Source organism: Arthrobacter sp. efr-133-R2A-120, assembly GCF_030209835.1.
GTDB lineage: Bacteria > Actinomycetota > Actinomycetes > Actinomycetales > Micrococcaceae > Arthrobacter.
Genome location: NZ_JARVRF010000052.1, coordinates 48,839 through 61,234, shown reverse-complemented (window position 1 = coordinate 61,234; position 12,396 = coordinate 48,839). Strand labels below are relative to the sequence as shown.

Sequence of the window (12,396 nt, the reverse complement as noted above, 5' to 3'; positions counted from 1 at the left end):
CGGCATCGATGGCGCCGGCGTTCAGGGCCTCGACCGCGGCCGGTCCGGCGTTGAAGATCTGGGTGCTCAGCTTGGTGCCGCCCAGCTTGCCCGCGATGATGCCCTTGCTCACGCCAACCAGCGCCGGGGCATGGGTGACGTTGCCGAAGTAGCCGAGCCGGAGCTCGGCGGCAGGAGACGTCGAGGCCGCGGCCTGGGTTTCGTTGTTCTTCGCGACGACCGATGCGACGGCGGCGCCGGCACCGATCAGCAGGACGAGCCCGACGGCGATGCCGATCTCGAGCGTGCGGCGGCGCTTGGGCTTGCTGCTCTCGCCCGCGACGATGCGCGTGGTTCCCGGGTTCGAGCCGGGCGGCGTGGGTTCTGGGGTGTTTGACATGTTGGGAATCCTTGGGATGTGTTGCGGAACGGGCAGGGCGTGTATCAGGCCCCGCGACATCGCCCCGAAAGGGCAGCCAAGGACCAATCCGATGAGGTCATGGATTCACCATAGGGACTGTCATATTTGCCGTTCAATGATCCGGAAACCCGGGGTCACGCACGTTCATGCGGCGTCACAATTCGGCTGGTTCCAATGCAAAAAACCGCAGCTTGTTTCCCATCCCGGGCCTTGAAGGCGGGGGTTTGGGAAACAAGCTGCGGTTCCAGTCACAGGAGGGTCAGATGACGTAACGTTCGTCCTCATGGTCGCCCGGGTGGTCCTTCACCAAACCGGCGGCCAAGGTGTTGCCGTCCACGGGATCGATCACCAGGAACGCGCCCGTGCGGCGGTGGTGCAGGTAGTTCTCCAAGGGCAGCGGCGCGGCCAGTCGAAGCTGGGCGTTGCCGATGTCGTTCAGCTCAAGGCTGGAGGCGGCCTCGACGTTGAACGTGGCCAGGTCCAGCTTGCCCGTCACATTGCGCACCAGCGCCTGGACGGTACGGGTCCCGTGCTTCACGAGCACCTTGGCACCTTCGCGCAGCGGTTTCGGCGAAAGCCAGCACAGCGCCGCGTAAAGGTCGGCCGAGCTCTCGCGCACCGTCCCTGCCGCGGCAATGGTGTCACCGCGGGCGATGTCGATTTCATCGGCCAGGCGGATCGCCACGGATTGCGGAGCAGTGGCCTCAGCCAACTCGCTGCCGGCGAAGTCGATCCCCGTCACGGTGGTGATCCGTGGCTCGTGGCCCGGGCTCAGGACGGTGACCTTGTCGCCGAGCTTCACGGTTCCTTCCGTGATCTGGCCGGCGTAGGCACGGTAGTCGCGGTACGCCCCGACGTCGAGCCCTGCGGCGACGGCGTCGGGAGCCAGCGCGCCCTGCGGCCGGATGACCAGCTGGACCGGGAAGCGGAAGCTCTCCAGGTGGCTCTCAAGCTCATCGGCGGCCGGAAGGGTTTCCAAGACCTCGAGCAGGGCCGGGCCGCTGTACCAAGGAGTGCGGTCCGAGCGGTCCACCACGTTGTCACCGTCGAGTGCTGACACCGGGATGACCGCGACGTCGGCAATGCCATCGCTGCCCAAGCCAAGCTCGCGGGCGACCTTCTGCACGTCGGTCTCGATCTCGCGGAAGACCGACTCGCTGAAGTCCACGAGGTCGATCTTGTTCACAGCCACGATGACGTGCGCCACGCGCAGCAGCTGCAGCACGGACAGGTGCCGGCGGGTCTGCTCCAGGACTCCCTTGCGGGCGTCAATGAGTACGACGACGGCATCCGCAGTGGACGCGCCCGTCACCGTGTTCTTGGTGTACTGCACGTGGCCGGGGCAGTCCGCGAGGATGAAGCTGCGGCGGTCGGTGGCGAAGTAGCGGTAGGCGACATCGATGGTGATGCCCTGTTCCCGCTCGGCGCGAAGGCCGTCGGTCAGGAGGGCGAGGTCGATCGCCTGGCTGCCGGTGGCGCCTGCTCCGCCGAAGCCACGGTCCGCCGAGGTGCGGGCGACGGCGTCGAGCTGGTCGGCAAGGATCGCCTTGGAATCGTGCAGCAGGCGGCCCACCAGGGTGGACTTGCCGTCGTCAACGGATCCAGCGGTGGCAAAGCGGAACAACGTGGATTCGCGCAGGCCAGTCTCGAGGAGTGCGGTTTCGGTGCTCATTAGAAGTAGCCGTCCTTCTTGCGGTCTTCCATGGCTGCCTCGGAGATGCGGTCATCTGCGCGGGTGGCGCCACGTTCGGTGAGTGTGGATGCGGCAACCTCGACAACCACGTCGGCAACCGTGCGGGCGTCGGAAACGACCGCGCCGGTGCAGGACATGTCGCCCACGGTGCGGTAGCGGACGAGCTTGGTGACGACTTCCTCGTGGGGCTTCGGCATGGAAACCTCACCCACCGCACGCCACATGCCGTCGCGTTCGTAGACCTCGCGCTCGTGGGCGTAGTACAAGCCGGGCAGTTCAACGCCTTCGCGCTCGATGTAGCGCCACACGTCCAGCTCGGTCCAGTTGCTGATCGGGAACGCACGGACGTGCTGGCCCACCGTGTGGCGGCCGTTGTACAGGTTCCACAATTCGGGGCGCTGGTTGCGGGGATCCCACTGGCCGAATTCGTCCCGCAGGCTCAGGATGCGCTCCTTGGCACGGGCCTTGTCCTCGTCGCGACGGCCGCCTCCGAAGACGGCGTCGAACTTGTTGCGCTGGATGGCATCCAGGAGCGGCACGGTCTGCAGCGGGTTGCGGGTGCCATCGGCACGCTCGGCGAGCTCGCCGCGGTCGATGAACTCCTGAACGGAGCCAACCACGAGCTTAAGACCCAGGCGCTCCACCGTGCGGTCACGGAAGTCAATGACCTCGGGGAAGTTGTGGCCGGTGTCCACGTGCAGCACGGGGAACGGAACCTTGCCAGGCCAAAACGCCTTGGTGGCCAGGTGCAGCATGACCACGGAATCCTTGCCACCGGAGAACAGCAGCGCAGGCTTCTCGAACTCGGCAACAACCTCGCGGATGATATGGATTGCCTCGGATTCCAACGTGTCCAAAGACGAGAGGCGGGCCGACCGCAGAGCCTGGGCGGCAGTCGGCGTCTCAGCAGCGTCGGTTTCCAGCACAGACAACTCCAGGTCCTCGTTGGTGATTTGGGTACTCATACGTGTAGTCCGCATTCTGTCTTGTCGGTTCCTGCCCAGCGGCCGGAGCGGGGGTCCGCTCCCGGGGCCACTTTGCGGGTGCAGGGCTGGCATCCGATGGACGGGTAGCCCTGGCTCAGGAGGGGGTTGACGGGAAGGATGTTGTCTTCGGAGTACTGGACCAACTGGTCAAAGCTCCAGTCGACCATCGGGTTGACCTTGACCAGGCCGTTGGCCTCGTCCCAGGTGATCAGCGGCGTGTTGGTCCGGGTGGGGGCCTCGTCGCGGCGGACACCGGTGAACCATACTTCGTAGCCAGCCAGGGTCCGGCGCAGCGGCTGGACCTTGCGGAGCGCGCAGCATTGGGCGGCGTCGCGGGCGAACAAGTCCTTGCCGAGAAGGCGGTCCTGCTGCTCCACAGTGTTCTCTGGGAGCACGTCCACGATGTTCACGCGCAGGTTCGCGGCGACCTCGTCGCGTGTGGCGTAGGTTTCCGGGAAGTGGTAGCCGGTCTCCAGGAAGAGGACGTCGACGCCGGGGAGCTGGTCAGCCACGAGGGCCGGCAGCACGGCGTCAGCCATGGAGCAGGCCACGGCAACGGCGGGCAGTTCGAAGTTGCGGGTAACCCAGGCGATAACGTCGCGGGCGGGCGCGTTCCAACCGAGCTCGGCGGCACCGGCTTCGGCGAGTGCTTTGAGTTCGTCGTGGGAGCGGAGCTGGGTGCTGGTGGTCACTGGAGATCTCCTTCATCTGCGGAGTGTGCCCATTCGGCGAAGGTCTGGCCTTCGGCACGGTCGGCCACGAACTTCCGGACTACCCGCTCTACGTAGTCGGGCAGGTCCTCGACGTAAACCTTGAGGCCGCGCACGGTGCGTCCGAGGCCTGCTTCTTCGCGGTTGGACGAAGCCAGCCCGCCGCCCAGGTGAACCTGGAAGCCCGGGGTGGGGTCGCCGTCGGGCGTTGGCAGCATCATGCCCTTGAGCCCGATGTCCGCGGTCTGAATGCGGGCGCAGGAGTTGGGGCAGCCGTTGATGTGCAGGGACAGCGCCTGGGGCAACTGGCCGCTGTCCGCGAGGTCGGCCAGGCGGCGTTCCAGTTCGGCGACCGCGGTGGCTGCCGTGACCTTGGTTTCCACGATGGCGAGCTTGCAGAATTCGATGCCGGTGCAGGCGATGGTGCCGCGGCGGAACACGGACGGGCGGGCGGAGAGGCCGAGGGTGTCCAGTTCGGCGACGAGCGGTTCCACCTGCTCCTTGGCGACGTCCAGCACAACGATCTTCTGGTGCGGCGTGGTGCGCAGGCGGAAGGAGCCGCGGGCTTCGAGGGTGTCCGCGAGCTTCACGAGCTGGCTGCCGGAGAGACGACCGGCCAAGGGCGTGGCTCCGATGAAGAACTTGCCGTCCTTCTGCTCGTGGATGCCGACGTGGTCGCCGGGCGTCGAGGGCTTGGGCGCTGCGGGGCCGTCGGAAAGCTTGAAGCCGAGGTATTCGTCCTCAAGGATCTGGCGGAACTTCTCGGGACCCCAATCGGCCATGAGGAACTTCAGGCGTGCCTTGGTGCGCATCCGGCGGTAACCGTAATCGCGGAAGATGCTGGTGACGCCGAGCCACACTTCGGCGGCTTCCTCGGGCTTCACGAATGCGCCGAGCCGCTTGGCAAGCATGGGGTTGGTGGAAAGCGCGCCGCCCACCCAGAGGTCATAGCCGACGCCGAGTTCCGGGTGGACCATGCCGACCAGGCCGAAGTCGTTGATCTCGTGGACCACGTCCTGCGAGGGGTGGCCGGTGATGGCGGTCTTGTATTTGCGCGGCAGGTTGGCGAGCTCGGGGTCGCCGATGAAGCGTTCCGCGAGTTCGTGGATCAGCGGCGTGGGATCGATGATCTCGTCCTTGGCGATGCCGGCAACCGGGGAGCCCAGGATGACACGCGGGACGTCGCCGCAAGCCTCGGTGGTGGACAGGCCAACGGATTCGAGGCGGCGCCAGATCTCCGGCACGTCCTCCACGCGGATCCAGTGCAGCTGGATGTTCTGGCGGTCGGTCAGGTCGGCGCTGCCACGGGCGAAGTCCACGGAGATCTGGCCGATGACGCGCAACTGCTCGGTGGTGAGCGCACCGCCGTCGATCCTCACACGGAGCATGAAGTACTTGTCCTCAAGCTCGTGCGGCTCAAGCGTGGCGGTCTTGCCGCCGTCGATCCCGGGCTTGCGCTGGGTGTAGAGGCCCCACCAGCGGAAACGGCCGTGCAGGTCCGTGCCGTCGATCGAGTCGAAGCCGTGCTTGGAGTAGACAGACTCGATACGCTCGCGGACGTTGAGCCCGTTGTCTTCCTGCTTCCAGGTTTCGTTGGCGTTGAGCGGCGCGGTGCCGTCGACTTTCCACTGGCCGTGGGGTTTCGCGGCAGGACGGGCGGTGCGGGCCGGGCGCTTGGGTGCAGCCTCGTCCGCAGACGCTCCGGCTAGAGCTGTATCAGTCATGCATCGACTGTAGGGCTGGCCAGAGAGGCGTAACAAAGGTCCGGGAAACGGAAAGTCACCTAGGGAAACATTTCGTCACGAATCGCCGACGGACCTTGTGGGACCGGCTCGGCTATGCATCCAAAAGAACAGTTCAGGAGCGCGCGGCAACCACCGCGTCGTAGCGTTCCAGGGCGATCTCCGCGAGGACCGGAGAGGGCAGCAGCGGCGCCGTCACGATGTCGGCTCCGGCCTTGGACAGTTGGTCGTGGAAGTAGCCCGTGGCGAGCAGATACGACGACACCACCACCCGGCCGCCGTCGTCGGTGAGTTCGGCGCGTAAGGCCGCGACGCCGTCGGGCACGTTCGGCTCGGCACTCGCGCCATAGGCGACGCGCACCTTGTTGGGCAGCAGCTCGGCGAGCTGGCGCGCCTGCTCTTCCGAATCGACGGAACCGTCCGGCAGCGACGAGCCCGCGGCGGCGAGCAGCACGCCGTCGTCGTCGCCCAGGCCCGAGTCGCGCAACCGTGCGGCGAGCAGCTCCGCGAGCCGCGGATCCGGCCCCAGCGGCGGCGCCGCGGACACCTCCGGACGGGACTTGATCGCCTTGGGGATGTCCACCTTGACGTGGTAGCCGGTGCTGAGCAGCAAGGGAACGACGACGGCGGGCGTGCCTTCCGGGAGGCCGGCCACCACGCCGCCCAACTCGGGCTCCTGGACGTCCACGTAGGCCTCCACGACCGTCAGGCCGGGGCGCAAAGCCTCGATTTCGGCCAAGACCTGGCGGATAGCGGCTTGCCCTTCGATGTTCCGGGTTCCGTGGGCGCACGCGATCAAGACGGGGCTGTTCATGCGTGCAAGCGTAACGTTGGGCGAGCATGATCGCCCGTCTGTGAACGAAGAACGGAGCTGCATTTGTTCACTTTTGACCTTGCGCTGGTATGGCTGGATCTGGCCGGCGTCTTCTTTTTCGCCGTGTCCGGATCCTTGCTCGCGGCCAAGAAGCAGTTCGACATCATCGGCTCGCTCCTCTTGGCTTCGCTGGTCGGTCTGGGCGGCGGTGTCATCCGAGACATCGTCATCAACGCCGGCCCGCCCGCGGCGTTCACCAACCCGGTGTACCTGCTACCACCCTTGTTGGCCGCGGTGCTGGTGTACTTCCTGTTTTCGAGCATCCAGCGCTTCACGTCCCTCTTGACACTGTTCGACGCCGGCGGGCTGGCCTTGTTCTGCATCACCGGGACGCTCAAGGCACTGGCCGCCGGGATGAATCCGGTGGCTGCAATCTTGTTGGGAGTCACCACGGCTGTGGGTGGCGGCTTGCTCCGCGACATCACGGCCAACGAAATTCCCACCCTCTTCAACGCCCGGGACCTCTACGCCCTGCCGGCCCTAACGGGAGCCGCCCTGACGGCCTTGCTCTGGAACATCGGCGCCTTCAACGGGGTTACTGCCGGGGTCATTGCCGCCTGGGTTTTCGCCTTCCGGGTGGTGGCTTGGCGGCGCGGTTGGCGGGTGCCCCTCGCGGTCCGGGGATGGCACCGCGCCGGGGTGTCCTCGGGCGCCGATTCACGTGGCCGCGATTAGCTAGGATGGGAGCATGACTGACATGTTCCTCGAGAAGTTCCGCGCGCTTGTACCGAAGTATCTCGAGGACGAATGGCAGGAAGAAGACGGGCTGTCCGCCGCTGAGCTGGACGAGGCCCTATCCGCCCACTCGTTCACCATTCCCATGGTCCTGCGGGAGTTCTACCTCGCGATCGGTGGCTGCGAGGATCTCATGGAGGCGTACCACTACTTCTGGGACCCCGAAGAGCTCGAAGTGGACGACGAAGGTTTCCTCATGTTCCTGGAGGACGAGGAAGAGCAGTTCACCTGGGGCTTCCGCGTAGGCGACCTCGGCGTCCCCGATCCCATCGTGTGGCGCCGCAACAACGCCCGCGGCCAGTGGAAATCCGAAGAAGGCACGTTCTCCGAGTTCGTGTTCGACATGTTCGACTGGGCTTTCAGCGACGAAGACTAGGGTTTTTTGGGGGGGCTTTAGTGGGCGCCACGCCTTCCTGACCCTCTTGGAATTTCGAGGAGCCGCGACACGCCTGGATCAGGGTGTGTCGCGGCTTTTTTCGTGCCAAAGAGGGTCAGGACGGCGCGCGCTTTGGTGGAGTCTGCTGCTGGATTACGACGGCGGCACCCACCCGGGCGCGTATCTTGCGGGGGCGAAGCGGCCGACTTCCCGGTGCCGCAACACGGTCAAGACCTCGTTGACCATCTCTTTAGGACGGTGGACCACGTCCTTGTAGAAGTAGTGCAACGACAAGAGCCCACCCTTCACACTGGCGTTGTCCCGGTACCGGTCCTTCTTGACCTGCCGCGGCTCCAGATGCGTATGGCCGTCGAGTTCCACTACAAGGCACTCGTTGATCAAGCAGTCCACCTCCCCCACCCCCGCCAGTTCCACATGCATCCGGACCCGGAGGCCCGCCCGGACAAAGTGCGTGTGTGCGAGCACTTCCAGCAAGGAATCAGCCCTGGGCAGCACAAGATCCAGCGCAGCCCTCGCTGCTCCGTTGCGGTTGCCTTGCAGTTTCGTCTTAAGGAAGTCTGTGGTGATCAACCCGCGGCTAACTGCGGACTGGACAATTACCAAGGATTCCAGTTCGGGTCGGCATCTCAGGGCGTGGATAAGGACATCAGCTAGGCCGGCCACAGGAAGGTACGGATGCCCCGGGTGCCTACATCGGGCATGGTCCACCACACCGTCCCGGACTAGGCCGCTACCGCAGCTGAGATGGATGGCCTCGGGTCTCCGGGAACTCCCCAGTCCTTGGACGCCTCCTGGCTCCTGCAGCTGCCACAAATTGTAGAAACGAACAGCCGAAACGCAGGTCAAGACGCCATTCGCCGCTAACGCAGCAACGATGCCTGGATCCGCGCCCTCAATCGTGTAGATCCCGCGGCGCAACAGGTTGAGCGTTCCGTTGCGGAGCCCTTGGGCCAACGCCGACTTGGGAAAGCCCGCTCGAAGCAGTTGCGCAGTCCGGGCCGCACCGCCCCGCCTCTGGAGGAATTGCACTATATCCATGTGGCCACTCCAGCAGCATCGCTCAGGCGACAGTAGCTCCGGGTTCCCCTATGTGGACAACTTTGCTGGCCCTTCCTGACCTTCTTTGGGTCCATAAACTGCCGGACACACCCCTTCTCAGGCGTGTCGGGGCCATTTTGAATTTAAAGAGGGTCAGGACGGCGCGCAGAATTCCCCGAAAACTCCGGAAAACCCTTTGACCGGGAAAGTTGCACCCGTGACAAAGTTGTCATATGCTGTAACCGGATTCACTAAATGCCTCCGGTGGGTCTGATGCAACGGAGATTATGGTCCCGGTTCGTTGCAGCGCGTGACTCGTAGCGTTGCAAGGAACCGGGGCCATTGCATTTAAGCCCGGCCTTCGCGCGCCCCACCCAACTAGCTCGCAGTTGTTGTCGTTATGACGGGTCAAAACGACAACAACTGCGAGTCAGTTGGGTCTGCGGGTGGCGGTGGGGATCAGTTGGGTCTGCGGGGCCGCCAAACTAGCTGGCGCGTTCCACCACGGCGTGGGCGAAGTTCGTCAGCGACTCCTTGACCACGCCTTCGGGCAACGGCTTCAAGGCCTCGATGGCTTCCGCGGACCACTGACGCGCAATGACCCAGGATTCGGCGGTGACGGGATGCTCGCGCAGCCCGGCGACTGCCAGGGCCAACGCCTCATCGGACGACAGGTCGCCGTCCACCAGTTTCAAGAGTTCGACGGCGGACTGGTCACCGTTGTCGGCGGCCCTGCGGAGCAGGAGGACGGGCAGCGTGGGAACGCCTTCGCGGAGGTCTGTCCCCGGGGACTTGCCGGACTTGACCTTGACACCAGTGACGTCGATGACGTCGTCGGCCAGTTGGAACGCCACGCCCACCTTCTCGCCATACTCCACGAGCACGTCTTCGAAGGCTTCGTCGGCGCCGGCGAAGATGGCACCGAGCTGGCCCGAGGCCGCAACCAGGGAACCGGTCTTGTCGGCGATGACGGACAGGTAGTGCTCCACCGCGTCTTCGCCTTCGCGCGGGCCCACGGTTTCGTGCAGCTGGCCGAGGCACAGGCGTTCGAAGGTGCGGGCCTGGATTCCCAGGGCACGCGAACCGAGTTCGGACACCAGGATCGAGGCGCGGGCGAAGATCAGGTCACCGGTGAGGATGGCCACCGAGTTGCCCCAGACTTCGTGTGCGGTGGGGGCACCGCGGCGGTAGGGCGCGGAGTCCATAACGTCGTCGTGATAGAGGGTTGCGAGGTGGGTCAGTTCAACCACGACGGCGGCCTGGACCACTTCGGGACGGGATGCGTCGCCGAGGTGGGCACACAGGAGGGTCAGCAGCGGGCGGATGCGCTTGCCGCCGGCTTCCACCAGGTGACGCGACGTTGCGTCAGCCAGGGGGTCCGAGTTGGCAATAGCTTCGCGGAGCTTCTTTTCCACTCGGGCAAGGTTCGTGGTGATGGCAGGACCCAGCTCCACGTCCTTGGCGATAGCTGCGAAACCGGCGGGAAGCTGCAGGCCGGTGGCGATCGCGGTGGTGGTGGGAGCGGGTTCGACAGTGTCCGGCAGGCCGTGCCCGGCGTGCGTCCAACTGTGTTCGGCAGAGTGAGTCACGGGTTAACCCTAACTTTTCGCGGTGGAAAGCGTTGATTCGGTGCCGGCACGGGTGGAAGCGGCGGGGGACGTGGTGTTGGATGTGGCCGGGACCAGCATCTCGAGGACGCGGATCACGCGGTCCTCGAAACCCTTGGCGGACGCATCCGTGAGGTTGGCGAGCATCCTCACCACAAAGCGCATGAGCACCGGAATGGGCATGCCGGTCCGTAGCGCGAGTTTCATGACGGCGGGCTTGCCGATCAGCGTGGCAAACATCCGGCCAAGGGTGAAGTGCGAACCCCACTGGTCCCGCACGTAGTCCGCGTAGCGCGAAAGGTGAGCGTCGCCGTCGTCGGCTGTCCACCGGGCTGAACGCGAACGCGATGATGCGTCGATAATGAACTCGGCCGCAAAGCGGGCCGACTCCATGGCGTAGGAAATGCCCTCGCCGTTGAACGGTGAAACCATGCCGCCAGCGTCGCCCAGGAGCATGAGCCCTGGCGAGTAGTGCGGGGTGCGGTTGAAGCCCATGGGCAGGGCGGCGCCGCGGATCTCCCCCACCTGGTTTTCGGGCGTGAAGCCCCACTCGGAAGGCATGCCTGCGGTCCATTCGCGCAGGACCTGCTTGTAGTCGAGCTTGCCGAATTCCTTGGAGGAGTTCAGGATGCCGAGGCCCACGTTGGACGTTCCGTCCCCGACGCCGAAAACCCATCCGTAACCGGGCAGCGGCTTGCCGGACTTGCCAATAGAGACGGCGCGGGTACCGCGCCGAGCTTGCGAGGCGTGGGAAGCCGGCGAATGGAGCTCCAGCCAGCCTTCCATCCAGTCGTCGTCGTGGCGGGGCGAGGTGAAGTAGGTGCGGACGGCGACGCCGAGCGGGCGGTCGTCGCGCTTGTGCATGCCGAGCGAAACGGCGGTGCGGGTCGAGTTGCCGTCCGCGGCGAGCACAACGTCGGCATGGAAGTCGCGCGTTTCGCCTGTCTTCCGTCCGGAGTCGTCGAGCAAAGCGGCGCGCGCGCCGATCACGCGCCCGGCGTCGTCGCGCAGTGCTTCGGTGACGCTGTGGCGTTCAAGCACGACGGCGCCCGCCGACTGGGCGTGCCGGGCCAGCTCCTCGTCGAATCCGAGGCGGGTACGGATGAGTCCGTACGTGGGAAAATCGGCGACCTCGGGCCACGGCAATTCAATGGTGCGGCCTCCGGCGATGAGCCTGAGCCCCTTGTTGCGGCGCCACCCCTCGTCCTCGGCGTGCGGGAGGCCGAGCTTCTGGATTTCGCGGACCGCGCGGGGAGTGAGGCCGTCGCCACAGACCTTCTCACGCGGGAAGCTGGTCTTTTCCAGCACCGTCACGGAAATGCCCGCCTGGGCAAGGTAGTACGCGGCGGTGGACCCGGCTGGCCCTGCGCCGACTATCAGTACGTTCACAGCGTCCTTGTTAATAGGCCGGTTAGCGGGACTGATCGCCGGCTTGGCGGCGCGGCTTGATCTGCCGACGCAGCTTGGCCACGGGAACGCTTTCCCGATGTTCGGCACCGGGCTTCTGTGCGCGGTGCACCGCCACGATGCCGCCGCTCAGGTTGCGGTAGTTGACGTCGGTCCAGCCGGCTTCCTGCAGCCACGCGGCCAGGTGGTCCTGGTCCGGCCAGGCGCGGATGGACTCGGCGAGGTACACGTAGGCGTCCGGGTTGGAGGAGACCTTGGTGGCGATGGCGGGCAGCGCGCGCATGAGGTATTCGGTGTACATGGTCCGCCAGAGGGGGACCACGGGGGCCGAGAATTCTGCGATGACCAGGCGTCCGCCCGGCTTGGTGACGCGGAACATCTCCGCGAGGGCCTTGTGTGGTTCGTTGACGTTGCGGAGGCCGAAGGAAATGGTGCACGCGTCGAAGGAGTTGTCCGCGAACGGCAGCTTGGTGGCGTCCCCGGCAACGAAGTTGATGTCCGGGCGGCGGCGTTTGCCGACCTTCAGCATCCCCAGCGAGAAGTCGCAGGCCACGACGTCCACTCCGGCGTCTGCGTACGGTTCGCTGGACGTGCCGGTACCGGCAGCCAGATCCAGGACTTTTTGGCCTACCCGAACATCCATCGCATCCACGACGACGCGGCGCCAACGCCGGGTCTGCCCCATGGACAGGACATCGTTGACGACGTCGTATTTGGGGGCGACATCGTCAAACATCGTCGCAACTTCGTCCGGACGCTTTTCCAAGGATGCTCGGTTCACCCTGCAATTGTCTCAGACAAATTTGG

Annotated in this window: 12 protein-coding genes; 2 read left to right on the top strand and 10 right to left on the bottom strand. The window is 65.4% G+C overall.

Annotated elements, in window-relative coordinates; all coding sequences use genetic code 11:
* From QRN52_RS20360 to QRN52_RS20335, 6 genes are all read right to left on the bottom strand, one after another.
* A partial coding sequence (locus QRN52_RS20360; RefSeq protein WP_350225165.1) for an ABC transporter substrate-binding protein occupies positions 1-379 on the bottom strand: 379 nt, incomplete at its 3' end.
* A gap of 280 nt (positions 380-659) precedes the next feature.
* Positions 660-2,072: a sulfate adenylyltransferase subunit 1 gene (locus tag QRN52_RS20355; protein ID WP_284755367.1), complete on the bottom strand. Its 1,413-nt coding sequence runs from the start codon at positions 2,070-2,072 to the stop codon at positions 660-662.
* Positions 2,072-3,058: a sulfate adenylyltransferase subunit CysD gene (gene cysD / locus QRN52_RS20350; RefSeq protein WP_284755366.1), complete on the bottom strand. Its 987-nt coding sequence runs from the start codon at positions 3,056-3,058 to the stop codon at positions 2,072-2,074. Before cysD ends, QRN52_RS20355 begins: the two co-directional genes overlap by 1 nt.
* The gene (locus QRN52_RS20345) at positions 3,055-3,771 is read right to left on the bottom strand and encodes a phosphoadenylyl-sulfate reductase (RefSeq protein WP_284755365.1); all 717 of its coding nucleotides are present in this window, start codon (positions 3,769-3,771) and stop codon (positions 3,055-3,057) included. The genes cysD and QRN52_RS20345 overlap by 4 nt, the downstream gene beginning before the upstream one ends.
* Entirely contained in the window at positions 3,768-5,513 is a 1,746-nt protein-coding gene (locus QRN52_RS20340) for a nitrite/sulfite reductase (protein WP_284755363.1), read from the bottom strand. The genes QRN52_RS20345 and QRN52_RS20340 overlap by 4 nt, the downstream gene beginning before the upstream one ends.
* 133 nt (positions 5,514-5,646) lie before the next feature.
* Positions 5,647-6,345: a sirohydrochlorin chelatase gene (locus tag QRN52_RS20335; protein WP_284755361.1), complete on the bottom strand. Its 699-nt coding sequence runs from the start codon at positions 6,343-6,345 to the stop codon at positions 5,647-5,649.
* A 63-nt stretch (positions 6,346-6,408) separates the two neighbouring features.
* Between QRN52_RS20335 and QRN52_RS20330 the strand changes: the two genes are divergently transcribed.
* Both QRN52_RS20330 and QRN52_RS20325 read left to right on the top strand, forming a co-directional pair.
* A complete protein-coding gene (locus QRN52_RS20330; RefSeq protein WP_284755359.1) occupies positions 6,409-7,080 on the top strand; it encodes a trimeric intracellular cation channel family protein in 672 nt (223 codons plus the stop codon).
* A gap of 13 nt (positions 7,081-7,093) precedes the next feature.
* Complete coding sequence (locus tag QRN52_RS20325) at positions 7,094-7,516, top strand: hypothetical protein (protein WP_284755357.1); 423 nt, start codon at positions 7,094-7,096, stop codon at positions 7,514-7,516.
* 153 nt (positions 7,517-7,669) lie between these two features.
* Here the strand turns inward: QRN52_RS20325 and QRN52_RS20320 are convergent, their stop codons facing one another.
* The 4 genes from QRN52_RS20320 to QRN52_RS20305 all read right to left on the bottom strand — a co-directional run bounded on the left by QRN52_RS20320 (position 7,670) and on the right by QRN52_RS20305 (position 12,370).
* Entirely contained in the window at positions 7,670-8,575 is a 906-nt protein-coding gene (locus tag QRN52_RS20320; protein WP_284755355.1) for a hypothetical protein, read from the bottom strand.
* A gap of 485 nt (positions 8,576-9,060) precedes the next feature.
* Entirely contained in the window at positions 9,061-10,164 is a 1,104-nt protein-coding gene (locus tag QRN52_RS20315) for a polyprenyl synthetase family protein (RefSeq protein WP_284755354.1), read from the bottom strand.
* Between the two features lie 9 nt (positions 10,165-10,173).
* The gene (locus tag QRN52_RS20310) at positions 10,174-11,571 is read right to left on the bottom strand and encodes a geranylgeranyl reductase family protein (RefSeq protein WP_284755352.1); all 1,398 of its coding nucleotides are present in this window, start codon (positions 11,569-11,571) and stop codon (positions 10,174-10,176) included.
* Positions 11,572-11,593: 22 nt separating this feature from the next.
* Entirely contained in the window at positions 11,594-12,370 is a 777-nt protein-coding gene (locus QRN52_RS20305; RefSeq protein ID WP_084784263.1) for a demethylmenaquinone methyltransferase, read from the bottom strand.
* Positions 12,371-12,396: the final 26 nt, after the last annotated feature.

Excerpts from the sequence above, each read along its gene's own strand:
- cysD (WP_284755366.1), bottom strand. The coding sequence starts at position 3,058 with ATGAGTACCCAAATCACCAACGAGGACCTGGAGTTGTCTGTGCTGGAA.
- QRN52_RS20325 (WP_284755357.1), top strand. The coding sequence starts at position 7,094 with ATGACTGACATGTTCCTCGAGAAGTTCCGCGCGCTTGTACCGAAGTAT.
- QRN52_RS20320 (WP_284755355.1), bottom strand. The coding sequence starts at position 8,575 with ATGGATATAGTGCAATTCCTCCAGAGGCGGGGCGGTGCGGCCCGGACT.
- QRN52_RS20340 (WP_284755363.1), bottom strand. The coding sequence starts at position 5,513 with ATGACTGATACAGCTCTAGCCGGAGCGTCTGCGGACGAGGCTGCACCC.
- QRN52_RS20335 (WP_284755361.1), bottom strand. The coding sequence starts at position 6,345 with ATGAACAGCCCCGTCTTGATCGCGTGCGCCCACGGAACCCGGAACATC.
- QRN52_RS20355 (WP_284755367.1), bottom strand. The coding sequence starts at position 2,072 with ATGAGCACCGAAACCGCACTCCTCGAGACTGGCCTGCGCGAATCCACG.